Origin of the sequence: Listeria grandensis FSL F6-0971, assembly GCF_000525835.1 — a bacterium.
GTDB classification, from domain to species: Bacteria; Bacillota; Bacilli; order Lactobacillales; family Listeriaceae; genus Listeria_A; species Listeria_A grandensis.
Genome location: NZ_AODD01000035.1, coordinates 49924 through 75327, shown reverse-complemented (window position 1 = coordinate 75327; position 25404 = coordinate 49924). Strand labels below are relative to the sequence as shown.

Below are 25404 nucleotides of genomic sequence, written 5' to 3'. Positions count from 1 at the left end.
TATTCAGGTGAAATTGGGTGGGAAAGATGGTTGGAACAATACAGAATTTATCCAAAGTATTAGAACGAATAAATGATGTTCAAAAGCGAATTTTAGCGGAAAATAATCCTTCGATATTACAAGAAGCACATTTTTTAGATGCGTCACGCTGGTATGTAAGGGAAGCGGACGGCGAAGATATCCACTTATTTGAGAAAAAAGACACCTTATATATAATCCAAATTAAAAAACAAGGCAACCTATTTTTCATTTTTAGAGGAGAATATCAATTTTGATAAGGCGCCGGTGGCAGGTGTTGAGGCTGTAAAAGTATTGCCACATGAAGAGATTGAATTGCAAGTCGTTGGTGAGGTTACTGGGGAAATGTCAGCTAATTTGGTTCTAGTAGAATATACGAATGATAAAAAAATAGTTAGCACTTTAATCAAGCTGAATACGACGAATAACATAAAGCTTTCTAAGTATACGAGACAGATTCGAATCGCACTCAAAATATCAGGGAAAGGTTTATTAAACTTGAAAAAATGCTCGATCAAGCGGATTTATCAGAAGAATGAAGTAATGATTCAAGATGCAACAACTAAGCAACCACGCGTTATACAAAATTTAAAACAACTTAAGGTAGCTTGTATCCTAGATGAATTTAGTCATACATGCTTCTCAAAAGAAATGGATTTAATTACTTTCTCACCGGAGAATTGGCGGCGTATATTAGAACAAGAAAGGCCGGATATGTTACTTGTAGAATCTGCCTGGCATGGTAATTCTAAGTCTTGGGAATACAAGATTGGTAAGTATAGTAATGAGCGCAGGTCAGAAATAAAAGGATTGCTTAAATGGTGTCAAAAGAATGGGATTCCAACTATATTTTGGAATAAAGAAGACCCTATCCACTTTGAAAAATTTATTGATACGGCTAAGTTATTTGATTATATTTACACAACAGATGCCAATATGATACCAGAATATAAAAAAGAAAGCTGGACATGATAAGGTTTTTGTAATGCCATTTGCGGCGCAACCACTTTTACATAATCCGATAAAATTACTTCCAGAACGCAGGAATAAGATCTGTTTTGCTGGTTCTTATTATGCCAATCGTCATCCAGCAAGGCGACAAGATATGGATCAAATCCTTGATATTAGTGCGGCATATGGTCTGGATATTTTTGATCGTAATTTTGAACGACAGGATGTGGAGTTTCAATTTCCGGAACGGTTTCGAGATTTTGTCGTCGGAAGTCTGCCGTACCATCGTATTGAAGAGGCGTATAAAGGCTATAAATATACACTCAATGTGAATAGTGTCAAGGAATCTCCGACGATGTTTTCGAGGCGTGTCTTTGAGAGTTTGGCGTGTGGAACCCCAGTTGTGAGTAGTTATTCGCGAGGTATCAGTGAGATGTTCGGAGAACTTGTGATGATGCCGAATGTTGGTGTAGAAATAACAAAGAAATTTGAAATGATTCATACGGATCTTCATAAATATAGGCAAAAAGCGATGATGGGAATACGCGTAATTTATGGACAACATACATATGCGCATCGAATTCAAATGATATTAGAAAATGCGGGTATTGCGTTCTGTCCAAAGGAAGCCACGGTGACATTACTTGCACGGGTATCAAGTCCTGAAAGTTTTTATAAGGTGAGGGCTATTTTTGAAAATCAAGCCTATCCCCATAAAAAGTTAGCGATTTTCATGCCTTACTCAGAAGATATGGTGAGGTTAATGGAGAGCGAAAATGATGAACAAGTGAGTATTTATATACAAGAATACGCGGATCAATACAAAACGATACAAGCGTTGATAGATACGAATTACTACGGTTATATCAGCCAGATCATTATTATGGGGAATATTATGTAACAGACTTGATGCAGGCAGGTGTTTATAGCCAGGCTGATATTATCGGAAAGAAAGCGTCGGTTGTATACGATTTAACGATAGGGGAAATCAAGGAATATTGCGTAAAGGAAGAATATATGTTTGTAAATGATGTGAAACTAGACAGAGCATTAATGAGTACGGCAATTAAGATAACTAGTTCCATTACTGATTTGCTGGACGAAATGGAGCAAGGTAGTCCAGCGGTTTCTTATTTTCAACAAGGGGCGAAGATTTTTAGTGCGGATAAGTATAATTTTATTAAAAATGGGTCAACGATTGGTTCGGAGCTACAAGCCTATTATGAACTGTAAGGGGGTAAATAATGAGACGATTAAAAATTTTATTGTATGGAGACATTGATTTGAATTTTATGGACGGATCTGCAATTTGGCTAACGTCGATTGCGCAAATGTTGACACAGAGTAAAGGAATTAAGGTTGACTTATTACTGAAAGCACCGGAAAAAACGCCACAATTGATTTCTTCTGTGAAAAATATTAGCAACCTCCAACTAATAGCGCCCTATGATTTCTTTCCACAAGAGGCATTATCTAAAGATCGATTGAGTGTAAGAGATGCGGCTAAGTTGATTGAAAAGCTCGATGTACAAAATCAATATGACATTATTATTTTGAGGGGATTTGCCCTAGTGGAAGAAATCATGCATAAAAGGGCATTACAAAGCAAGACGATTCCTTATATTACTGATTTTAAGCATGAGGAAAAAAATTCTACGGCGGTGGAGAGGGATGCTTTGCGCGCCATTTATGATTATTTTCCAAATATGTTTTTGCAGACGCTGGAAACAAAGCAAACCTTTCAAACATTAATCGGAGTTTCAGGAGAAAAAATCCAGATTCTATATCCGATGATTCCAGACTACGAGATTAAGAGGCCTATTTTTTCGAACAGGCACAACACATTAGTTTATGCAGGCAAGTTTCATGAGGACTGGCACACCGAAGAAATCATAGCTGCAGCAACTGTTTTTAAACAAGAAGAAGTAGCAATAAAATTCCATATTGTGGGAGACAAATTTCAAGATCGATTACGCGAGCGAGATAAGCAATTGCGAATCAAAGATCAGTTGGAAAAAAATGAAGTCATTCACTGGCATGGTGCTGTAACGAGGGATAGGGCCCAAGAGATTATTGCACAAAGTGATGTCGGTATTGCTTGGCGAAGCGAGTCTCTTGATAACGATGACAGTGTAGAGCTTTCTAGTAAGTTGCTGGAATACGGTCGCCTCGGAAAGCCTGTATTGTTGCGAAAAACGAAGATGCATACAGCGCTATTAGGTGAAGACTATCCATTATTTGTAGATGACGAGGAGGATTTTTTAGAAAAGGCGATGACTGTATTAAGCGACGAAAGAGTATACAAAAAAAAGTTCACGTATGGTTTATGCAGCAAGTAAAGCCTTTACATATTCTAATGCGTACCAGCGACTTAAAGGCTTCCTGTGGTCTTACCGGACAGACAAAACGCGCATTGTTTTTGCTGGGCATGATTTAAAATTTGCACAGATGATTATTGCTTATTTTGAAGAGCATGAGGACTATGAGGTGCGATTAGATAAGTGGTTGGGTCATGATGTGCATGACGAGGAGCAGAGCCAAGCTTGTTTAGAATGGGCAGATATTATTTTTTGTGAATGGGGATTAGGGAATGGAGTTTGGTATTCCAAACATAAACGAGAGGGGCAAAAACTAATTATTCGTCTACACTTCCAAGAAAAAGATTTATCATTTCCACGCAATTTTGAAGTCGAAAATATTGATAAATTTATCGTCATAACGCCGTATATGTTAGAAGAGTTTCAACAGCAATTTCAATTTCCACGCCACAAAATGATTTATATCGATAATTTAATAGATGCTCAAAAGTTAAATAAGCCAAAGCAAAAGGATGCAAAATTTCATTTGGGTATTTGTGGTGTCTTGCCAGCTCGAAAACGATTAGATATTGCGATTGATATTTTTGAAGAATTATGGAATCAAGATCAGCGCTACCGCTTGTTTATTAAGAGTAAATTGCCGGAGGATGTTCCTTGGCTTCAAGGTCGAAAGGCGGAACGAGACTATTATGAGTCTGTATTTGAGCGTATAAATAACGCATCTTGGAAGAACAGTGTGATATTTGATGCGCATGGAAATGATGTGGATCAGTGGCTTACAAAGATTGGCTTCTTTTTGTCGACGAGTGATTATGAGGGCTCGCATGTTGCTGTTTCTGAGAGTATTGCATCTGGTGCTATCCCTGTCATTCGCGCATGGAAAGGCGCTAACACGATTTATCCGAAGGAATATATATATGCGGATATAGAAGCCATGATCCGCGCTATTTCAACAAGTAATAAGTCGGATAATAAGCTTCAATCTTGGGGGATTTCAAAGTTTGATAAAGCTAATTTGTGCCATCGTATCGAACAACTTATCAAGGAACTTAGACAAACATAATAAGGAGAGCTTTATATGGAGATATTGCAAATAGAGGACGTCAGCTTTGATAATCAAAAAATGAACGTATGTTTTTCTGTGGACAGCAAAGACATACCGCTATACGAATATGCGTACTATGTCTATTATAATGAAGCGATTATTGAGAGGCATGGGTACAGTCCCATAAAAACAAAAAACACGTGCTTTTCATTTGAACCAATAGAGAGTGGGAGTTACTCATTTCGAATCTTTATTAGGCTGAATGGAAAATTAATTGCACATCAAATATCACCTCCCATTCATTTAGATTTACGGATGAATGAGCAGGTAGAAACCAATTTTAACGCAGAAAAAGTATACATGAATGATGTTCCCTTGAAATATATTTTAGAGGATCACAGTACTATATCAGATCGCCTTTTAGTGGTTTTTGCAGGTATTCATACGAGAGAGTTCCAAGGAGGGCGAGGCGTTTTTAATTATTATCGAACGTTGAAGCATTTAAAAGTTAATAAATTATTTCTACTAGACGATTATCAAGGTCAATTTTGTTATTATATGGGGCTAATAGGTCTCATGATTTTGAAAGAACGGTTGTTGCTTTGCTCACTGAAACCGCGAATAAGTTACAGATATCGGCGGATAAAATTATTACAATAGGCTCTAGTAAAGGCGGGAGTGCAGCATTATATTACGCGTTGAAATACCATTTGGGGACGGCAGTTGTCGCTGCTCCGCAAATATTAATTGGGGATTATCTCATTGAAAAAAGCAAGAAGAATGATGCCATAAAAAGCGCAATGGATCGCATGTTTGGCGACAATCGCAGTAAAGGACAACGCTACTATAATAATAAAATTTTGAACTTAGTTAAAATGAAAACAAGCTATCCAGATATTTTCTTTCACATTGGAAAAGGGGATTTTCATTACGAGCAACATTTTCAGCCATTTTGGAAGGAATGCTTACGCAATGATATAACAATAGAGTTAAACGTCCAAGACTATTCGGATCATTCTTTGACAGGAACCTATTTCCAGCCATATTTATTAAAAAAACTTGAGAATCTATTGCCATAAAATATAGAAAAAGAATGCCAGGGGGAAGAAAATGAAGAAACGAATAACGGTTTTACTAGTAACGGTGCTCATATTGGTAACGATGCTGAGCTCGATGACGAGCGTTTTAGCAGCTGAGAACTATACGATTAGTTTAGATATCAATCCGCAACCGATCCATAGCAATACACAAGTAGTATTAACAGTTGATTTAATCGCTAGTGCAGACAGTCTAACAGCAGAAAAAGATAAGCTGGTCGTTACAATTCCTAAGAACGTTGTATACGGTAGTGCAAGTTCAATATCAACTAGTTCGAGTATCGGGCAGTTTCAGAATATTTCAGCGGATGACACGAACTACTATGTTACGCTAAAAGTAAATACAGTACTAAATGAAGGTAGCCTTCTGAAAGGTCAATTTATTATCTCTTTTCGATCAGCACTTATTACAGAGCAACAAATGGACGTATCATTTAATGCTAAACTAGGTGAGGCAGAGGATAATTTGGAGGTACCTTTTATCCATGGAGAAGAGGCCACTCCGGGTGCGGTTTTCAGTAAATACAGCATGGCGCCAGTAAATCCTGAGAACAAATGGCATCAGCTTAGCCTTCAAAGTAGTACGCCGAATCGGTATGAACTTTGGGTGAATGTGCCAACGAAGCAACAACTAACGAATGTCTCTGTTTCCGATAATTTACCAGAAGGCTCATACTTGATCCAAATGCAACTGGCCTTGGGATCGGAGGATCCAAGGAATCAGTGAATGGTATTAGGATTAAGCAAGTAACCGATGGGGTGCAAAAGTACGTTACGGACACTTTTTCCGGTGAGATTAAAGTGGCTAAAGACCTGACCTCTTTCTCGGTGGATTTTGGCAATGTGTCGCCTGATGAAAATTATATTGTAGAATATCGTGTTTCAGTTAACAAAATACGAGAAAGTTATGAGAATACAGCAACGTTTTCATCGGATGAAGTGAGTCATACGGATATTGTTATGGCTGAATCATACATTGTAGACCATCAAGCCAAGCTACTGACGAAAAAAGTGAGTCAAGAAAGAATAACGACAGAAACAAAAGAATTAGGATATAATTTGGCTTTATTTGCTAAGGAAGGGCCGATTTCAGTCGGAAGCATTATTGAAGATCAGTTGGCGGACACGGTTCGTTATGGTAGGATGCAAGACAGTGATTATTTTGAAGCACATTATGATGAAGCAAACAACAGGGTTTCTTTTGAGGTAGTAAAGGAGATTCCATTTGGTAGCACGGAATTTATTGATTTTACAGTAACACCAGTGGGAACCTTGAATGACCAAGAAACTATTGAAAATACAGCATCCATTTCATTTTTAGACAGTGATTATTATTCGAACACGGTAAGAACGGTAGTGGATGGAACAGGTTCTGCAATTGTTACTAAGGTAGATATGGATGATGAAACGAATATTTTAAGTGGTGCCGTATTTAAGCTGTTGGATGGTGAGGGAACGCTTATAAAAGAAAACCTGACGACGGATAGGGCTGGAAAAATAGTACTTTCGGAGTTAGCGATCGGCGCATATACATTAGTAGAAACCTCCGCTCCTGATAACTATATATTAGATATAAGTCCTATAAATTTTGAGATTCGTTCGGAAAATATCATGGTTCCACTGGAGATTGTTGTGGAAAATAAACGAGAGGCAGCAGGCGGTATTGAACATGACGAGCTTCCAGAACAAGAAGACCCGATTTTGGAGTTGCCGGTGAACGAAGATCCAAGTATGCCGATTGTAAACAAACCAGATAAGGATCCAGAAATTCTAGAAGAATTTCTGGATAGTGATGGACCTGGGAAAGATAGCTTGAAACCAGGTGTGATAAGAGGGATAGTACCCGAAAAAAAAAGTAGAGGGATGGAGAGATCACGCTATTGTTATTCGACCATCTAGACTTGCATTAACAGGAGATAGTTCGGATCAGATTATATTCTTAATCGGTTTTTCATTGATAAGTGTTAGCTTACTTTATTATCGTAGTCGAAAGTGATGCTAGTTGAGTTTGCGAGTAAACAGAAAGAGTCCTATTGGGGATTAGAAAAGTATGGTAATATTCTTACTAAAATACTAATATTTTAAAAAGTCTAGTCTAAGAAAAAGGCCCTGCTAGCGAAAGCTAGCAGGGGCCTTTTCTTAGACTTTATTCATTGTCGTCTTTTCTAGAGCGTCGACCTAGTAAGAACACGAGGAACAGGCTTAGCAGTAAGACAAATACAGCGATAATAAGGTACACCCAAGTGTAGTCTTTTTCAATATCGAGTGCGGTTGCATTTAGTTCTTTTGCAGTTTTATTATCTATTGTGAAATATTCAGACCATTTCCAAACTTGCCCGCTACTTGTTGCAATCAGGTCTAAGCGATATTTACCGGGAGCGAATTCCCTGTTGTCCCAGCTGATTGGGAGGTCGAAGTTAGAATTTGGTGCCATGCGCATGTTCTGCTTAGAGCTTTCAAATAAAGCTTTCGTGCCATCTTTTTTGAAAACTTCGGCTTTTACATCGAGATCTTTGAGGATTGTAGCTTCTGTATTTTGCAAATTTACCGTCACAACGTTGTGATGATTGATTTGCGTTGGTGTAATGTCATTTAAGGTGAGGTCGGCTTTCACTTCGGTATCATTTTGTGAAAGCATCATGCCGATAACATAGGCGTACTGGTTCTTGATTTGAATATCCTTAGATTGAGATTCTTTTTTCTTGGGTGCTTTTTCTTGGAAGTAGACACCGCCTAGGATCGTTCCGTCAAATGATTCAAGCGGCATCTGGATTTTGATGGGATATTTTTTGCTCGAATAGGCGGGAAGAACGACTTCACCTGCTGATTCTGTGAGCTTGGAAATCGGATACTTTAGCGTTTCATCGAGCTTGGGATTTTTTTGACTATAGTCCACAATCCCGTTATTGTTCGTGACAGCCGTGTTCACCGAGGTGAGGATGGTCAGTTCATGATTGGTTTCATTCGTCAAAACAACATCAACCGTTTGCTTTTGACCAGGCGCGAGCTTCAAATGAAAATAATTCTTAGTTTTATCGATTTGGTTATCTGGAATGTTCGCGCTTACGGAAAAGTTCATTTCAGCGGCCTCACTTTGAACGGGAAACAAAAGTGATGAAGCGAGTAATGGTACGATTAAAAGCAGGGTCATCAGTTTTTTCATGTAAGTACTCCTCCTAGAGAATAATGGCGGTAATCACTCTCTAGGGATGGGGGATCGCGCTAGAGAGCTTTAGGTAAAAGGGGATTTTGCCTTTGAGGAATGTGAAAACTGTTACATAATAAGTATAGCGTATAAAAACAACATAATGGGAATTGTATCATAAATTTTCCAGACTAAGAAAAAAATGATTTTGAATTTAATAGTGCTTAATAATTTTTTAATAGCATGCTTATTTCCAGTTTATAAATGGAAGTTATGATAAAGAGAGTAATCATTTTTGTAACCAAAAGGAGAATGTTAAAATGACACAATCAAAAAAAGTATTATCTTCTATACTAGTAGCTACGACCGTTTTTGCAGCAGTTGCTCCACAAATGGCGCCAATCGGAGCTTCAGCTGTAACCGCAAATATTACAACTACGGCAGAAATCACGGAATTGCGCGCACTAAACAAGATGACGCTGCAAATTAAGTTTGATGGTACATTGCCGGCAGCAGACGTTTTAGATAGTAATTTGGATGCTATTAAAGCGCATTTTAAATTTAGTAACGGATTGCAGATTGTTAATGTGCCTCGTTTGAAATCCGGTTCTACGAATACGTATATCGTTCCTGTGACGATTCAAAATCCTGGAACAACCTACACGCTTAGCTATAAAGATGGTGCAGAGCAGACTTTCACGGGAAGTAACGAGAAGTTGTCGATTCGGGATACGAACCAAGTGACGAATGATACGTTTGAACTGGAATCATTCCAAGCAGACGGTGTAGTAGATTATGCGAATATTATCGCGGCCTACGCCGGTGGACGCGGCGATCAAGCTTTTACAGTCAATGATGCCAACGAGAATGCAGCAGGCCAAGCTTTTCAGGTTATTTCGTCTTTACGTGATCGAAGTGTGACGATTACCGGGGATAATGGTGATGTGTATACGGCAAACTATGTCCCATTTACGCAGGCATCGGATCGTCGTCAAGCGCCTAAATTCCGCTTGCCAGCAGGTGAAACCTTGACTCCTGGTGTGCACTATACGGTGAGTTCTAATTGGGCAGAATTGACGAACAATTCGTTTACAGCGCGTCAGATGGCGCCTCTAACAATTGATTCTGCCGCGTTTGTTGATGCGACGTCGTTCAAGTTAAAACTTGCGACAGACCCTGGAATGGACTTGCTAGCTGGACGCAGTGTCGTACTTAAAGGCGCAGATGGCAGCGAACTAACAGCGAGTTACCGTTTTTCTTCACGAGCGGTGGAACGCTGAATCCTGATATCGCTTATAAAATTGTACCACAAAATAACTGGGCAGCGAACACGGATGTTACACTTGGCCAACAAGCAGCCTATAAAATTGAGTCGCTGAACAAGATGACACTACAAATTATTTTTCCAGAGGCACTTTCTGCGGAAGAGGTTGCGGACAGTAATTTAGAAGCGATCAAGAAGAATTTTGTATTTAGCGATGGTTTAAGTATTGTTAATGTACCTCGTCTGAAATCTGGTTCTAAGAGCACATACATCGTTCCTGTGACCGTGCAACAACCTGGGAAAACTTATACGCTCAGCTATAAGGATGCGCCGGTAGAAACCTTTGTTGGAAGTAATGCTAAAATTAATATGCGAGATTTAGCACAGGTGACCAATGATACGTTTGAGCTAGAGTCGTTCCAAGCGGATGGTGTGGTGGATTATGCGAATATCATTGCCGCCTATGCTGGTGGACGTGGTGACCAAGCATTTATTATTGATGATAATAATCAGGATGCCAATGGAAAATTATTTCAAGTCATCTCATCCTTACGTGATCGCAGTGTGACACTAACAGGAAGTAATGGTGATAGATTCCAAGCGAATTATGTACCATTTACACAAGCTTCTGATCGTCGCCAAGCGCCTAAATTCCGTTTACCAGCTGGTGAAAAATTAATACCTGGTATCACTTACACGGTGACAAGCGACTGGGCAAATATGGCGACTTCAACTTTCATTGCAAAAGAAATGGCACCATTAGTCATTGCGAAGGCGACGTTTGTTGATGCAACTTCATTTGAGTTGGCATTGGATAAAGACCCAGGAATGGATCTACTCGCTGGACGTCAAGTAGAGCTAAAAGGAAATGATGGTACGACACTCACTGCACAGTACCGCTATTCTTCACGTCAAGGCACGACCGGTATTTTTGATCTTGTAAGTGGAACGCTAAATAAAGATGCTGTGTACGCGATTCTTCCGCTTAATGGCTGGGCAACAGCGACAAATGTAACGCTTGGACAAGCCGCAACTACGCCAGAAGTGACAGATCCAGATAAAGAAGTTATTGTGACACCTGAAAAGGATGCTACAAACAAACCGACGATTCCAAGCTTGGCAGAAAGCAACGATGCATCAGCGCAGGCAAAGCCAGCAGTGAACGCAGCAACGAATACAAATGATTTGCCGAAGACAGGTGACACAATGCCAATTCTTCCGGTGACTGCAGGATTAGGAGCTATTTTGGTAGCCATTTATATGCTTATCAAACGTAAATTCACGAAGTTAGAAGACTAAATAAGTCCTCGTGTTATAACCTAGTAAAGAGATAACCGCTACTTTTTGATCAAAGTAGAAAGGTTATCTCTTTTGTCTTTGTCACGATTGATGTAGAGCATAAGTGTCTAGTGACGAACTCGAGAATGTAATAGCAAACACTAAAAAAGCCATCATCCGCTATATTTACGTCGAATGATGGCTTCCTACATTTTATTATGGTAATAAAGGAATGTTTTGTTTTATTTCTTGGATGGAGCTCTTAGAATCAAATGTATAAGCGCCAACTAAACGCAAACCTTGTAATGCAGGAGGAACTGCTCCTGTGTATACTGGGCTGTAACCATTTGTTCCATCGATGCCGATATAGACCGTTTTATCGAATGGAATTTTATCTAGCGTGAATTTTGTAGTTAGGGATGATGTTGTAATCGACTGTAATACGTTACCGTTAGCATCATATGCCGTAACTTTTGTTGCTTTTCCAAACTCTAACAAGTCTTTTTTGCCGTTTTTGTTTTTATCGACGAAAAGATCGCCTGTGATGACTGGAAGTTTGCGAATACCGAATTGGAAGTCTGTTGTTTTTGTAAATTTAAGACCTGTTAAATCGTACGAATTACCCCAAATATCGACTTTTGCAAAACGCATAGAGGGGATGTGATTTAATAGTGTTGCGATAGATTGAACTTCGCTAAGCGTTGTGTTGACACTCGTTGCTGTTTCTGTGCCAAGATATTTCTCTACATCTACTTTTTCTACTGAGTTGATCGCTTTTGGTAGAAAAGTTGCTAATGCTTTGATGTAATCGTTATTTGGTGTTGTCGAGATGTCACCTGTATCCAACAAGGTTGGGTTGTCTAGGATTCCTTGGATATCGCCACCAGAGATAATATTGATGATTGCCGTTACTTTATCAATGTTTCCTAGTAGATCGCCAACCGTTAAGTTAAATGGTGAGCGAACCATCACGTACATGCCTGGATCTACGTCTGGCATTTTGATAGCTTCATTTTTACTGCTTGTTCTGAAAAGGATTGCATCTTCAATGTCTAAGCTTCCGCCTAGTGCACCAAGGATTTTAGAGTTTAAATCAAGTTCTGATAAGCGACCACTTGAAATAAGGTCTGCTGTTTTTTCTAAGTTGATGAAGATTAATGTTTTGCCGGTTATGATTGATTCGTTGCTGTCTTTCACGCCATTTCCATTTAAATCTTCAAATGGTGTCAAAGTTAAGTTTGTTGCTTTCTTCGTTGCTAAGTCTGCCCAAGTTACAACATTCAACGTATTGATTGTTACTGTTGCAATTCCTGGAATTTGTTTTCCAGTTGCGTCAAGTGCTGAATTTTGTTGCACGATAGGTTTTGTTGTTGTTTCTGTGCCGTATTTGATGAAGTAGTTCCCTTTTGTGAGTTTGGTGAAGTTATAAACTCCGACTGCGTTTTGTTTTTGCACTAGCGACTGCATTTGTTCCTGCTTGTGCGTCAGCCAATGTTTTGTGAAGTGTTACGGTCATGTTTGCAAGTGGCAAGTCCAAGTTGTGCAACTCCATCACGCCATCGCCGTCTGTGTCTGCGTAAACTGTCCCAGATACAGTGTAAATCGCTGGATTCAGAATACTAGCGTTCGCTGCAGGTGCAAAAGATGCGAAAAATACTGCAAAAATAAGAACCATAGCAGCGATACGCTTATTGAAAAAGTGTTTCATTAATAATTCCTCCCCTTTTTTTAACTAGGTTATAACTTTAGTTTAGCGGGTGAGGGAGGAAAAGGCAATGGATGGTGGAATCGTTTTTTACTGCTGTATAAAGAAGGATGCTCTATTTATTTTTATTTATAAATATAACTTTATTGTAATTAAAAAACCCTTTTTATTCGTATTATAAATAATTAAAAGTATCATTTGAAACTTAATTTGGATAGAATTGTTAGTAAGAATTTGAATAAAAATTATCTGTATTTATGCTTTTATCAGGCAAACTAGTTCATATTATGCAGTTCTTTTGTAAAAAAAATTCATAAAGGTGTCACATCTTAAATCTATATCCTTTTTTTATGGAATAACCCATTTTATAAAAGTGTTTAATGTAACTATTATTCGTATTCCTAATGAAAATGTCATCGTGTGTGTGACATTTCTGTGGTTTTTTTAGTAAGCGTTATCAACTATACTGAAAAGGAGTACAGGATAACGTTATCAATTGCGTATAAGCAATAATAAAATTTGGAGTTGAGCTGAAATGGAAATCATGAATATAAGTGGAATAAATGTGGCAATGAAAGGGATGACAAAAGCCGAAATTTTGAAGGAGTTTGCGGAATTAGCGCTTTTGAACGGGAAGGTTTCAAGTGCGGAGGGTTTTTATGGTGATTTATGGTTGCGGGAAGAAGAGTCAACAACTGGATTTGGTGGAGGGATTGCGATTCCTCATGCGAAATCAGCTTTTGTGACAGAGGTTGGTGTTTTGGTTGGACGTGGTGCTAACGAGGTGGCGTGGGAGGCGCTAGATGATCAGCCGGTGCATTGTTGGATTTGTTTACTCGTGCCGGAAACGGGTGGTCAGGAGCATTTGCGTCTGTTATCCCAACTAAGCCGTAAGTTGATGGATCCAGATTTTGTTGCTAAGTTGAAGTCAGGGAGTGAGCAAGAAATTTTGACGTTAGTTCAGGGCGTTATTTCATAAAAGGGAGCGAGTAGTATGACGAGTTTAAATATTGTAGCGATTACGAACTGTCCGGCGGGCATTGCGCATACGTATATGGTTGCTGAGGCGCTAGAACGTAAGGCAGTTTCGCTTGGATACACGATAAAAGTGGAGACGCAAGGTGCGAGTGGTGTTGAAAATCATTTGACCCCGGCGGAAATTAAGGCTGCAGATTATGTGATATTGGCTTTAGGTCGCACGATTAGTGAGGAAGACCGATTCCGTTTTGCGAACAAGAAGGTCGTGGAACTGAAGGTTTCGGAGGCCTTGAAGCAAATTGAGACGATTTATGATGATTTAGAAGGCAAGGCAACGGTGTTTACAGCAGAAAATAATATTAAAATGGGAAAACAAGATGTACCAACAGGAAGCGTGATGAGCCATTTGATGGCCGGCGTTTCTGCTGCCTTGCCGTTTGTTATCGGTGGTGGTTTACTCGTTGCGATTGCGAATATGCTTGTGCAGTTTGGGATGCCGTATGTGGATATGGCGAATGGCGATCCGTCGTTTGCGTGGGTCGTTGAAACGATTGGGTACTTAGGGTTCAAATTCATGATTCCGATTATGGGTGCATACATTGCGAGCTCGATTGGGGATAAGCCTGCATTTGCCCCCGCCTTTTTGGTAACCTATTTGGCGAATGATAACACGATGCTCGGCACAGAGTCTGGCGCTGGTTTTCTAGGTGCTGTTGTCCTTGGTCTAGCCATTGGTTATTTTGTGAAATATTTCCGGAAAGTCAAATTGGGCAAGGCTTTGCAACCATTACTTGGTTCCATGTTGATTCCGTTTGTGACGCTATTTGTCTTCGGTATTCTAACGTATTACGTACTAGGTCCTGTAATGGGTGGGATGATGGACGGTATGCTTCATTTCTTGAACACGATTCCGACTGAAATGAAATTGGCTGCGGCGTTCTTAGTTGGCGCGATGCTTGCGTTTGATATGGGTGGCCCTGTTAATAAAACAGCTTGGTTCTTCTGTTTTTCGCTGCTCGACAAAGGAATTTATGATTGGTATGCGATCGTTGGTGTTGTGGCGCTCATGCCTCCAATGGCGGCAGGAATCTCGACATTTATCGCTCCAAAATTATTCACAAAACAAGAAAAAGGCGCGGCAATCAGTTCCATTATTGTTGGTTCGACAGTTGCGACGGAGCCTGCGATTCCATACGCGCTTGCTGCACCATTCCCGATGATTACAGCCAACACACTTAGTGGTGGGATTGCTGGGATGTTAACGATTATGTTCGGCGTACAAAGGCTAGCACCTGGTATCGGTATTTTTGATCCGCTGATCGGTTTAATGTCGCCGTGGTATTGGTTTTATCTGGTGTTAGCATTTGGTCTTGCTTTAAATATTTTCTTGATTATTGTTTTGAAAACATGGTGGGTAAAACGGAAAGAGGCGAAACAAAAAGATGGAGACGAATTTACTGAAACAACTGGTGATGGCATCGGGAACTAGCGGTGACGAGCAAGAAATCCGCGAAATTTTGTATAAGGAATTAGTCGATCAGGCGGACGAAATCACGTTTGATGGTTTGGGTAGTTTTATCGCGCGTAAGGGTTCTAGAGGTCCCAAAGTGGCGATTATTGCGCATATGGATGAGGTCGGGTTTATGGTGAAACATATTTCGGCGGACGGCTTTATCCTGTTTGAGACGGTGGGCTCGTGGTGGAATCAGAACATGTTGAATCATCGTGTGGAGATTCGGACTAGCATCGGAAAAGTGGTTGGGATTATCGGTTCGATTGCCCCGCATGCGCTGAGTGAGGCAGATAAGGCGCGGCCGATGGAGCATGATGCGATGTTTATTGATATTGGTGCGGACTCGGCGGAGATGGTGCGCGAGATGGGTGTTGCAGTCGGGGACCTTGTTTGCCCAGAGCCAAATTTTACAACGCTCACGCCAGATCGGATTCTTGGCAAGGCGCTGGATAACCGAGCGGGATGTGCGCTTGTTGCCGAACTTTTTAAACGCTGTGATAACGAGGAAATGACACTTTATGCGGTGGCAACGGTGCAGGAGGAAGTCGGACTTCGCGGGGCGCAAACTTCGGCGGAGGTGATTAAGCCTGATATTGCGATCGTGATTGATACGATGGTTGCGGGTGATACGCCAGGCTTTGATCGGACGAAGTTTCCGCTGAAACTTGGCGGAGGCGCAGCGCTTGCCCTGTTTGATAAACGCTACATTCCCCATCAAAAATTGAAGCAGAGCCTTGTGGAAACGGCAAATAAGATGGATGAACCGCTCCAGTTTTGCACGATGAAGACGGGAGCAACGGATGGCGGTCGTTATAATGTGATGGGAGGTGGACGCCCAGTCGTGGCTTTTTGTTTACCGACGCGATATTTGCATGCGAATGCTTCGATGATTTCACGGACGGATTACGATAGTTTGGCGACATTATTGCATCATTTCTTGGCGGAATATGGCGAGGAAAAACATGAGGCGATTTGTAAATTTATATAGGGACGAAAGGCTCGGCGGACGCGCTGAGCTTTTTGGAGAAAGGGATGACATAATGGAAAAATACGATTTTAATGAAGTCGTCGACCGGAAAAATACATATTGTACGCAGTGGGATTATATAGAAGACCGTTTTGGGGAAGCAGATTTATTGCCGTTCTCCATCTCGGATACGGAGTTTCGGGTGCCAACACCAGTCCTAACAGCGATTCAAAAGCGGGTGGCGCACGGGGTTTTTGGCTATTCAAGATGGAATCATGAGGCGTTTAAGGGCAGTATTATTCAGTGGTATCAAACTAGATTTGATGCAAGCTTTAACAAAGATTGGGTACTGTATAGTCCAACGGTTTGTTACGCTATTTCTGTTTTATTACGCCTGAAAAGTGCAGAACGGGATCGTGTCGTGGTTTTTTCGCCGATGTATGATGCTTTTTATAACCTGATTCGTGAAAATAATCGGGAACTAGTCGAAAGCAAGCTTCTGTGGGATAATGGGAAGTATCGCATTGACTTTGATCAACTGGAAAAACAGGTGGAAAATGCTTCAATTTTGTTGCTAACTAATCCGCATAATCCGACGGGGCGCGTTTTTGATAAAGAGGAATTAACGCGAATTATCGAGATTTGTGAGCGGAACGGAGTTTTTATTATTTCAGATGATATTCATATGGATATTGTTTACAAAAACGCGCAGTACACGCCGATTCTTAGTTTGAGTGAGAACCGGATGAATATGTGTATTTGTACGTCTGCTAGTAAGACAATGAATACGCCGGGCTTGATAGGTTCTTATTTACTTGTACCAGATGAGGCTTTACGCGTGGCTTTTTTGAAGCAATTGAAGGAACGGGATGCGCTTTCCTCCGTTAGTATTTTAGGCATGTACGCAACGATGGCAGCATACAATGAGAGTGCAGATTATGCCGATGAAATGGTCGCACACTTAGAAGGAAACATGCATTTTGTGAAAAGCTTTATCGACGAACAGATGCCTGAAATCAAGTTTGAAATACCAGAGGGAACTTACTTGGCATGGCTTGATGTTTCGGCGCTGGGCCTTACAAAAGACGCTTTACAAGACGCATTGGTGCATGTTGGGAAAGTGGCAATCATGCCGGGAGAAACATATGGCGGGGAAGGTTTTTTGCGATTGAACGTGGCCTGTTCTCGAAGTAAATTAGTGGATGGTTTAGAGCGAATGCATAAGGCAATTCAAACAGTGAGGAGGTAATACGATGCTAAATCAGCGACAAGTGCAGATCATGGAACGTTTAGAAAATAGCAAAGCAAGCGGTTTAGAATTAGCAAAATTAATGGGAACATCGAAAAGAACTATTTTGCGTGATATTTCTCAAATCAATCATCTTTTGCGATCGATAGGGGAAATTACTTCTAGTCAAGCCGGCGGGTATCAGTTGCAGATTCATGAGCGGCAAGCTTACAGAAACCTTTTGCATCAGTCTATGTACGACGATGAGCTTATTTTGCTGGAATTATTACGTCATGATTTTCGAACGCTTGATGATTTAGCAGCGACGTTATTTCTTTCTAAGCCAGTCCTATCTGAAAAAATCGTTTTTTTGCGGGCGCATTATGCGAACCGATTAGATATTAAGTCCAAACCGAACTATGGGCACTATTTAAATGAGCCGCTTTTTAGAAAAATGATTTTGTTAGCGAATTTAATTGATAAAAATCCTGCTTTTTTCTGTGAGCGCCTTGAAATTACGATGAATGACTATCTTCATATGTTACAAATAATTCGGGAGATGGATACGGCTCGTGTTTATCCTAATATTCATTCGGCGCATTTGGTGAGCTTGGTGCTGGCAGCGATGGTATTGGGAGATGATGGCGTTGCGCTGGACGTTCCAAAAATGACTTTTCTAGAAGAGCTAGGGATTTCACCGGGAGCGCATCGCTTGCTACATGATTTTATTGAAACACAGCAGCGAAAAAGTGCGGCTATTACGACAAATGAGTTGCAGTTGATTTTACAGCGACAGGCAGAACAGTATAGTACGCCGGTTTATGACATGGAGCTTGTGGAACAGTTGGCGGGTCATTTAAAGCGAAGTATCGCATATCCGATTATTTTGCACGATCGTAAATTGCATAATATCGCTAACATTAAGGCGGTCTATCCGCTAGCGTTTGATCTCAGTATCACTTTTGTGGCGAGTGCGAATGCCGTGTTTGGAATGGAGCTATACGATATTGATTTGATTGGTTTATATTTTTCATGTGCGATGGAACGGATAAAACAGGCGTCGGCGAAGGTCGTTTTGTTCTCGGATCAATATGCGGTGGCCAGTATTAATAAACAAATGATGGAGCGGGAAATTCAGACCGTGGAAGTCATTGTCGTGACGCACCAACAAGAGTTGCAGCAAATACTTGAACAACAGGAGATTAAGCTACTTTTGAATAATCATGCGATGTTTCAAGATATTCAAGTGGATGTGGAGTGTATTGATATCAAGCAAGTCATCACCAAGATCGAATTACAAGCAATACAAGATACGTTAGAAAAAATTGATGTTCGCAAAAATATTCGTACTTTTTTTCCGGAAGAGTTAGCGATGGATTATGATAATAAGGCGGATGAAGATTGGGACATGATTGTTCATGGCATTTGTGAGCAGCTTGTGGAGAAGGCGGTTTTAAGCCCAGACGAAGCATTGAAAATTCAGGAACGAGAGCAAAAGGGAAATAATTTAGTGATCAACCATCTTGCGTTGCCTCATTGTACGACACAACGAAGTCAAGCTTTTTTTGCAGTGTTTGTGCATTTGGCTAATCCTGTTCAAGTCGACGGTACGGTGGTGCAAAATGCTTTATTTGCTTGTGTGAATCCAAACGTGAGTACAGAATTGAAGGTGTTTAGCTACTTATATTATGTACTTAATGAGCACGACGATGAGACGATTTTAGGTTTATCTAATTACGCGGCGTTTATCGCTTGCATAGAAAAATAGGGCAGAAGTTACGTTTGTGAGTAACTCCTGCCCTATTCTCATATATTATTCCGTGATATCTAAAACGATTTCGTGTAGTTCGCTACCTTGTGCATTGTAACCGATCACGCTAACGAAGTCAGTAGAACGGATTTTTTTGCCGCTTAGTAAACCGCTAAAAGAATAAGTTCCGTTTGACAAAGTAGCAACACTTACCACTCTACCTTCTGCAAGAAGTTTAACTGAAGTGATGTCAGAACCATACTTACCGGAAAAACCATCTTTTGTTAAATTTAATAGTTGTGGTGATGTAATAGAAAAGCTGTTTAATGTGCTGGCAGACAGGGATGATGTTGCAGCTTGTGCATCTGTCGGAAGAGTTGCTACCACTGAAGTTGCAAGCATTGTTGCTGCGATTGTTACCATTGTTCATTTCTTCATTGAGTTATTCATGATTAGTTGTCCTCCATTTTGTATAGAATGGCTTCATCTTTAGGCAACGGCCAATATCGGGCCTCGAGGTATTTTATGTACCGGTAGGCTGGGCTTTCTTAGCTAATAGACATTCTGAGATGTTGTAGCAACGTTGGTGCCACTACGTATACAATGATAGCACTAAGGAGCAGGTTAAAAAATGCAAAACTTCCGTAAAGCAAGCATGTTTTTTAGTTCAATAATGTACTTTATGTCATATATTAAATAAACGAAAACGCCGCATCTTTTTTGATACGGCGTTTTGTGATTTATTTTCCAAAAAGAACGCTAAATGATTTGCCATTTTTGGCTGCTGTGTTGACTTGAATGCGCCAATTTTTTCCGGATGTGGTGACGCTGACTTCAGGAGATTTGCTTTTTAGTTTATGGCCAGTCATTTTTGGAACGAGGAATATGATTTTTGTTTGTTCCATTGTTGGATCGGCAAGGGTAACTTTTTCTGAGGTTGCGGTTTTGCGAACCATAATGGAGCCGCGAGTTTGACCGACAAAACCATTGACTGTACCGAGTTGACGGAAGTTTCCAATCCAAAGATTTTGTGATTTATCGAAGACGGCTTGTTGGTTGAGGTTGTTAGCACGGATTTCAACATCGATTTTTTTTACTATACGCTTCGGTTGCTTGTTTGGATTTTCCTGGTAATAGGATGTAGCTATAGGATTTATTAACTGGTTTTCTGCCATGTGAGATGGTAATGCCCGCATAATTTGCGCTTACCGGTGAGGAAGCATTGCGAATATTGAGTGTGTTCCAGTTACCGTATCGTGTCTTTTTATAAGCGGTGACGGTTGTGGCAGTTGGGAAGACGTATCCGATGCTTTGGCTTGGAGCCGCGCCGTTTAGATAAGCCCATTTTGTTTTAGTGATTGTTTTTGTTTGACCAAGATTGATTGTTTGACCGCCAACGATAAAGCTATTCAAATTAGTATTAAGTAATTTACGATTTTCGACAATTGTTTCCGTGTTTAAATTCTCTTTGGAAGTGATTCCTGCCCCGAGCGCCACAATTTTTCCGTTTAAAAAGAACCAAGATTTGCGCGCTTCAAGCGAACTGCCTGTTACATTTTTCATGCTGTAGTGCATAGTTGCTGCACCGTTTTGTAAATCAGAGACGCCGCCCGACCAGGCTTGGGGATTGAGATATTTGGCATTATCGGACGTTATTGGCCGTGTTTTATGATCGGTGGTGGTCCCAGCAAGGCTAGTCATATCAACTGTTGGGTAGTAGTTACCTTCAAAAGCCTCATCGCCATTGTAAAGATAAAGGGCGCCGGTTCCTGTGTAAAAACCGAGTTTATTTTGCCCAGCGATACTTTCAAAAGCGGAGATACGTTTGGAAAACATGCTTAGTCCGGCAACATAATTTGGTTTGAAATCGATCATTTGGCTGGCACCGGCCATCATTTTATTTTGTGTCCGATTTGGATAGGTTGTTGGAATATTTTTGTTAAGTAGGACCATTTGGAATGATTGCGCTTGTGCTAGGGTAAGGTTTTTGTAGAAATCGGCTTTTAGTGATTGACTGATAATTGAAGATTTTGTAATATTGGCATATTTCCCACGATAGGACGCATTTGTATTTTTTTTGACTGATGGTGAACATGTCATAGAGCATTGTTTGTGCTACTTGTTGGTTTGAGATCGCTTTTAAGGAGGCTCCGCGACCACGAGTCATATCTAGCACTTCATCTTTATACAGAACAGGAAGATAAGTGGTATCGAGATAAGTAAAAATCGTTGGAAGGGATTTAAAGCCGCTAAGTGTTTTCGTACCAGCGAGCAACTGATAAAAATCGGCGCTACGTGCAAGTATCTCAGCACCATAACCGGTTGTGTAGGGCGTATTTGTATGTTGGATAAAGGAACCGTCTGCATAGAAACCATCACCAGAAGTCACTGGAGTGTAGACACGTTTCACGATTTCAGCTCCGAGGTTAATTTTGGCTTGATTGCCTCCAATAACACCGCGCATCGTCACGATAAATCCTTTATTAATGCGATTGGCTCCTGTTCCAATGTACCGGTCGCTGGCAGTTGCTGGGGCGAAGCGATCGATGGCTTTTAAGTATGATTGTAGCTGTGCGGAAGGAATCTCTGCTTTCATAAGTGCAAGGCTATTGACGAGTGAAATCGGTGTACCAATTTGCCAGTCGTACCAGTTCCCATAAGCGTTTGTTACTTTCTCATTATAAATATGGCTGTAAAACCATTGTAGGGAGTAGAGAATATCTTGTTTGAATGCAGCATTACGATAATAGATGGAGTTAGGTGTTTGATACAACGTCGCCATTTTTTCAATATTGGTAGCAGTAATGGTGATTTGGGTTGAATTTGTTTTCCAAGCGGTCACATTTGAAAAAAGATAATTTTTTTTAGGGTCTTTATTCAAGCGACTCAAAACGGCATGTTGCATGCTCCGCTCATTTTCAGCTAAGGTTAATTTTAATGCAGTATTTGAATTTGGAAAAGCTTTTCCAGTCAAAGATATTTTCCAATTGTTAAGCGATGTATTTTGCTCCGCAACTGTTTGAGCGGATGTTTTCTCTCCATTGACGAGTAGTAATGATAAAACTAAGAAAAAAGTAATCCAATATTTTTTCATGGTAATCGCCCTCCTTTGTATTTTTTCACAGTTTAGACACATTTAGTCGTATATAAGTAACTCATTTAACAAGTTACCCTTAAATATGTCGGTCAAAACACCAAAAAAACGCAAAAAATATAGAAGTATTGTCAAAAATGCAACACTTCTATATTTTTTGTAAATTATATTACTTTATTTTACCGAGATCTAGGATGATTTTAATCGAAAATAACAGGATGATTAATGGTAAGAAAACACCGCCTAGTTGCCCGCTAAAAATGCTATTTGCTGCTGACAGAATGACGAAAACACTTAGCGCAAAGTAGAGCATTTTCGGAACTACTATACCTTTTCGTAATTTTGAATAATTATTGAATAATAGTAGGGCGAATATAGCGTAGAACACACAAAATACAGCCGCTAAAATTCGTGCTACCTGTAGGGCTTGCACGGCATCCGCTTTTACTCCTGCTGTCGATAAAGTGAATAGGAAGAATACGCCCATCAAGGTAAATAATGCGAACAAAGAACAAATAATCGCGAGCGCCAATGTCATCCAACGTGGATTGGTTAGTTGACTACGCAAAATAGCTTTTTCGTCTGGTTGATTTTCCATCTTTACAATAGCTCCTTCAAATAAAATTTTTACTTCTATCTGAATGTAACATACATGAGCGGAATTATAAAGTTGTCATGTGACGTTTTGCACTAAAAAAGTACATTGATAAAGGCCACCAAACGACAGCAAAAATCGGATAAATGGCCCAAATCACACCAGGAGAAAACGCCCAATTCATAGCGATAACAAAGGCGCTAAGCCAAATACTGGCCTGAATAGAGAATGCGAAAAAGCTTCTATGACGCGCGTGGTAAAGCGATAAAGGCCACCAGCCAACAGCAAAAATAATGACAATAACCCACGGATAACTCGGTGAAAAAGCGATATTCAGTAGGGCATAATACACGATTGTCAGTGTAGCACCAATGATCGCGGCAGTCAACGTGTATGCTTTTTCGCCAAACGCCGTAAAGACAGGCCAGAAAACAAGCGGATATAGCGCGTATAAAACCCATAGTACTTCAGGCGATTCACGCAAATTGATAACAGTGAGCAAGATAATGAACACCGTACTGGTGAAGAAAGCGAACTGTTTCAAATTTTGGCGGTAGACGAAATACATGGATAATGGCCAAAGTAGCAAGGCGATGCATGGATACATACTCCAATCAAGCGTAGGCGTCAAGAAGTAATTGAGCATGACGAGAAAGAACATACAAATGGCACTACCAACGATAGAGAAGCTGACTAAACCTTTCAATTCATGACCTCCCCTTGGACGCGTAAGCATCTAAAGTACATCGCAAGTGGCCACCAAACAATACCGAAAGCTGGGAAAACGACCCAGAGAACGTGTGGAGTATAGTAGATATTGATGAATAACAGCAGACCGATAATGAGAGCCGCGCCGACGATGGAAAACTGAAAATGCGTCCAAGCGAGGTAAGATTTCGGTGGCTTCACACGATATTCCGCGAGTTCCATGCGTAAATCCGTCAAGTCCCCAAGTTCCACGATTGCCTTATTGATGGCGTCTTCTTCCGATTTTCCGTGAGCCATTAAGACGTCCACCTTATCTTCCAAGCCATGCAAAATTTCTTCCTTCATAAATAAACTTTCCTCCGTCACCGGAATATCTGCGAATAATAGATCCACATGTTTTTTTATAGTTATCATTTCCAAAACCTCCAAAGTATTCAAAAATACAACTGCGCGCACAGTGTTCTATCTGATAGAGTAATGATAACACGAATTACTCTATGTGTCAAAGTAATTATTGGGGTTCTTAAAAAGCGTATTTTGCTTTTTTAGAACCCCAATATGGCTAGGAGCGAAGCGAGTAGGCGAAACCAAAGTGTTGATAGGAAACGAAGAAAAGAAACAAATGCAAATATACGTTAAGCAAACGAGGAATTATTACAAGAAGAGCTAGGAATGTATGCAGAACAAAGATAAGTAGATAAATTAGAAAGCCACTATATACATAGGAGCGCAAGTCTCGCATTACTGTGACGTTCACCCCCCGTCTCCAAAACTTCTTCAAATTCTAATATTTTGGTAACAATTTGTTCATCTTTTATGGGTAAAGTAAGTTATAGAAAAAAGCGGAAGGGGCGAGCATGATATGTGGCATAAATTAGCGTTATTTGGAGGCTGTATATTTTTAGCGATAGCGGTGTTTGGATCGATTAGGGCCTACTCAGCGAAGATCAAGGATGTTGACCTATCTAAGACGACACCGATTGTGCTCGTTCACGGGACGCATGGGACAGCGAACTCATTTAATGGCATGATCTCGCGGATTACAGAGACTTACGGGAAATCCACAGACAAGGTAATCGTGTTAGTAAAAAAAGATGGTACATTGGAATATCAAGGAACGCTGAGCAATAAGTCAAAAAACCCATTTATCCAAGTCGTATTTGAAAATAACGATGCGCCGATTGACCAAGAGGCGGCTTGGGTGGCCACGGTAATCAAAGATATTCAGAAAAAATACAATGTGACGCAATATAATGCGATTGGGCACTCAAACGGAGGGCTGGCGTTGACGACGTATGCGGAAAAATTAGCAGATGATTCGGCTCCTATAATGGAAAAATTGGTTGTGATTGGAACGCCGTTTAATGATTTAGATGGGGATGATAATGCGGCAACGACGGATTTTACAGACGTAGCTAACAGAACAACGGAATTGCAGCAGTATATTGATGATAGTACGAACTTGGATGCCAAATTGCAAGTGCTCTCGATCGCAGGAGACTTGGATAATAACGCGGTTTCTGACGGTGTTGTGCCGGTTCAGAGCGCCTTATCTTCACGGTTAATTTTTGCAGGGAATGTGGCGAATTATAGCGAGGAAGTTGTGACCGGTGCCAATGCGCAACACAGTGACTTACATGAAAATACGACAGTGGATGGGATTGTAGCGGACTTCATCTATTAGTAAAAAGCGAAAACGATCAGTTACTGGTCGTTTTTTGTGTGGAGAGAGTTTATAATGAAGGAGAAA

The 25404-nt window shown here is 40.4% G+C and carries 28 protein-coding genes; 18 read left to right on the top strand and 10 right to left on the bottom strand.

Annotation, left to right across the window (positions count from 1 at the left end; genetic code table 11):
- Window positions 1–17 precede the first annotated feature (17 nt).
- The 10 genes from PGRAN_RS15925 (at window position 18) to PGRAN_RS17830 (ending at window position 7425) form a co-directional block, all read left to right on the top strand.
- Entirely contained in the window at window positions 18–275 is a 258-nt protein-coding gene (locus tag PGRAN_RS15925; protein WP_206537383.1) for a hypothetical protein, read from the top strand.
- Between the two features lie 10 nt (window positions 276–285).
- Window positions 286–990 carry a CgeB family protein gene (locus tag PGRAN_RS15920; protein WP_051998688.1) on the top strand — a complete coding sequence of 235 codons (705 nt, stop codon included), beginning with the start codon at window positions 286–288 and terminating at the stop codon, window positions 988–990.
- Window positions 991–1003: 13 nt separating this feature from the next.
- Window positions 1004–1870, top strand: coding sequence for a CgeB family protein (locus PGRAN_RS15915; protein ID WP_051998687.1), 867 nt, complete (start codon window positions 1004–1006; stop codon window positions 1868–1870).
- Between the two features lie 8 nt (window positions 1871–1878).
- The gene (locus PGRAN_RS15910; protein WP_051998686.1) at window positions 1879–2202 is read left to right on the top strand and encodes a hypothetical protein; all 324 of its coding nucleotides are present in this window, start codon (window positions 1879–1881) and stop codon (window positions 2200–2202) included.
- 59 nt (window positions 2203–2261) lie between these two features.
- Complete coding sequence (locus PGRAN_RS17410) at window positions 2262–3308, top strand: glycosyltransferase (protein ID WP_241433374.1); 1047 nt, start codon at window positions 2262–2264, stop codon at window positions 3306–3308.
- A complete protein-coding gene (locus tag PGRAN_RS17405) occupies window positions 3289–4350 on the top strand; it encodes a glycosyltransferase family protein (RefSeq protein ID WP_241433373.1) in 1062 nt (353 codons plus the stop codon). Before PGRAN_RS17410 ends, PGRAN_RS17405 begins: the two co-directional genes overlap by 20 nt.
- Window positions 4351–4880: 530 nt before the next feature.
- Complete coding sequence (locus tag PGRAN_RS14675; RefSeq protein WP_149024080.1) at window positions 4881–5411, top strand: hypothetical protein; 531 nt, start codon at window positions 4881–4883, stop codon at window positions 5409–5411.
- A 31-nt stretch (window positions 5412–5442) separates the two neighbouring features.
- Entirely contained in the window at window positions 5443–6156 is a 714-nt protein-coding gene (locus PGRAN_RS14670; RefSeq protein ID WP_036068279.1) for a hypothetical protein, read from the top strand.
- The gene (locus PGRAN_RS14665; RefSeq protein WP_036068278.1) at window positions 6153–7328 is read left to right on the top strand and encodes an MSCRAMM family protein; all 1176 of its coding nucleotides are present in this window, start codon (window positions 6153–6155) and stop codon (window positions 7326–7328) included. Before PGRAN_RS14670 ends, PGRAN_RS14665 begins: the two co-directional genes overlap by 4 nt.
- Entirely contained in the window at window positions 7309–7425 is a 117-nt protein-coding gene (locus tag PGRAN_RS17830) for an LPXTG cell wall anchor domain-containing protein (RefSeq protein ID WP_077914718.1), read from the top strand. Before PGRAN_RS14665 ends, PGRAN_RS17830 begins: the two co-directional genes overlap by 20 nt.
- A gap of 150 nt (window positions 7426–7575) precedes the next feature.
- Here PGRAN_RS17830 and PGRAN_RS14660 read toward each other — a convergent pair whose 3' ends face one another.
- Window positions 7576–8592 carry a WxLIP family cell surface protein gene (locus PGRAN_RS14660; RefSeq protein WP_036068277.1) on the bottom strand — a complete coding sequence of 339 codons (1017 nt, stop codon included), beginning with the start codon at window positions 8590–8592 and terminating at the stop codon, window positions 7576–7578.
- 302 nt (window positions 8593–8894) lie between these two features.
- Between PGRAN_RS14660 and PGRAN_RS14655 the strand changes: the two genes are divergently transcribed.
- A complete protein-coding gene (locus PGRAN_RS14655) occupies window positions 8895–9854 on the top strand; it encodes a hypothetical protein (protein WP_051998685.1) in 960 nt (319 codons plus the stop codon).
- Between the two features lie 104 nt (window positions 9855–9958).
- Window positions 9959–11137 (top strand): LPXTG cell wall anchor domain-containing protein, encoded by a 1179-nt coding sequence (locus PGRAN_RS14650; protein ID WP_051998684.1) that lies wholly within the window; start codon window positions 9959–9961, stop codon window positions 11135–11137.
- A gap of 195 nt (window positions 11138–11332) precedes the next feature.
- On the opposite strand, the gene PGRAN_RS14645 is transcribed toward PGRAN_RS14650, so the two are convergent.
- Both PGRAN_RS14645 and PGRAN_RS14640 read right to left on the bottom strand, forming a co-directional pair.
- On the bottom strand, window positions 11333–12583 hold the full coding sequence (locus tag PGRAN_RS14645) for a hypothetical protein (RefSeq protein WP_036068275.1): 1251 nt from the start codon (window positions 12581–12583) through the stop codon (window positions 11333–11335).
- Window positions 12540–12824, bottom strand: coding sequence for a hypothetical protein (locus tag PGRAN_RS14640; protein WP_036068274.1), 285 nt, complete (start codon window positions 12822–12824; stop codon window positions 12540–12542). Before PGRAN_RS14640 ends, PGRAN_RS14645 begins: the two co-directional genes overlap by 44 nt.
- 532 nt (window positions 12825–13356) lie before the next feature.
- Here PGRAN_RS14640 and PGRAN_RS14635 point away from each other — a divergent pair.
- From PGRAN_RS14635 to PGRAN_RS14615, 5 genes are read left to right on the top strand one after another with little or no spacing between them, the layout of a single operon-like run.
- Entirely contained in the window at window positions 13357–13800 is a 444-nt protein-coding gene (locus PGRAN_RS14635) for a PTS fructose transporter subunit IIA (RefSeq protein ID WP_036068273.1), read from the top strand.
- 15 nt (window positions 13801–13815) lie between these two features.
- Window positions 13816–15288 (top strand): PTS fructose-like transporter subunit IIBC, encoded by a 1473-nt coding sequence (locus PGRAN_RS14630; RefSeq protein ID WP_036068272.1) that lies wholly within the window; start codon window positions 13816–13818, stop codon window positions 15286–15288.
- Window positions 15242–16300: a zinc-binding metallopeptidase family protein gene (locus PGRAN_RS14625; protein WP_036068270.1), complete on the top strand. Its 1059-nt coding sequence runs from the start codon at window positions 15242–15244 to the stop codon at window positions 16298–16300. Before PGRAN_RS14630 ends, PGRAN_RS14625 begins: the two co-directional genes overlap by 47 nt.
- A 52-nt stretch (window positions 16301–16352) precedes the next feature.
- A complete protein-coding gene (locus tag PGRAN_RS14620; RefSeq protein ID WP_036068268.1) occupies window positions 16353–17528 on the top strand; it encodes a MalY/PatB family protein in 1176 nt (391 codons plus the stop codon).
- 4 nt (window positions 17529–17532) lie between these two features.
- Entirely contained in the window at window positions 17533–19275 is a 1743-nt protein-coding gene (locus PGRAN_RS14615) for a PTS sugar transporter subunit IIA (protein WP_036068266.1), read from the top strand.
- A 45-nt stretch (window positions 19276–19320) separates the two neighbouring features.
- Here PGRAN_RS14615 and PGRAN_RS14610 read toward each other — a convergent pair whose 3' ends face one another.
- The 7 genes from PGRAN_RS14610 to PGRAN_RS14590 all read right to left on the bottom strand — a co-directional run bounded on the left by PGRAN_RS14610 (window position 19321) and on the right by PGRAN_RS14590 (window position 24068).
- Window positions 19321–19680: an immunoglobulin-like domain-containing protein gene (locus PGRAN_RS14610; protein WP_036068264.1), complete on the bottom strand. Its 360-nt coding sequence runs from the start codon at window positions 19678–19680 to the stop codon at window positions 19321–19323.
- Window positions 19681–19997: 317 nt separating this feature from the next.
- On the bottom strand, window positions 19998–20432 hold the full coding sequence (locus PGRAN_RS16465; protein WP_159101158.1) for a polysaccharide lyase beta-sandwich domain-containing protein: 435 nt from the start codon (window positions 20430–20432) through the stop codon (window positions 19998–20000).
- On the bottom strand, window positions 20335–21210 hold the full coding sequence (locus PGRAN_RS15895) for a polysaccharide lyase family 8 super-sandwich domain-containing protein (RefSeq protein ID WP_051998682.1): 876 nt from the start codon (window positions 21208–21210) through the stop codon (window positions 20335–20337). Before PGRAN_RS15895 ends, PGRAN_RS16465 begins: the two co-directional genes overlap by 98 nt.
- On the bottom strand, window positions 21197–22351 hold the full coding sequence (locus PGRAN_RS15890) for a hypothetical protein (protein WP_051998681.1): 1155 nt from the start codon (window positions 22349–22351) through the stop codon (window positions 21197–21199). The genes PGRAN_RS15895 and PGRAN_RS15890 overlap by 14 nt, the downstream gene beginning before the upstream one ends.
- A 169-nt stretch (window positions 22352–22520) precedes the next feature.
- The gene (locus PGRAN_RS14600) at window positions 22521–22949 is read right to left on the bottom strand and encodes a hypothetical protein (protein ID WP_036068262.1); all 429 of its coding nucleotides are present in this window, start codon (window positions 22947–22949) and stop codon (window positions 22521–22523) included.
- Window positions 22950–23013: 64 nt separating this feature from the next.
- Window positions 23014–23652 carry a hypothetical protein gene (locus tag PGRAN_RS14595; protein WP_036068261.1) on the bottom strand — a complete coding sequence of 213 codons (639 nt, stop codon included), beginning with the start codon at window positions 23650–23652 and terminating at the stop codon, window positions 23014–23016.
- A complete protein-coding gene (locus PGRAN_RS14590) occupies window positions 23649–24068 on the bottom strand; it encodes a permease prefix domain 1-containing protein (protein ID WP_036068260.1) in 420 nt (139 codons plus the stop codon). The genes PGRAN_RS14595 and PGRAN_RS14590 overlap by 4 nt, the downstream gene beginning before the upstream one ends.
- 448 nt (window positions 24069–24516) lie before the next feature.
- On the opposite strand from PGRAN_RS14590, the gene PGRAN_RS14585 reads away from it, so the two are divergent.
- Window positions 24517–25338, top strand: coding sequence for an alpha/beta hydrolase (locus PGRAN_RS14585; RefSeq protein WP_051998680.1), 822 nt, complete (start codon window positions 24517–24519; stop codon window positions 25336–25338).
- Window positions 25339–25404 lie beyond the last annotated feature (66 nt).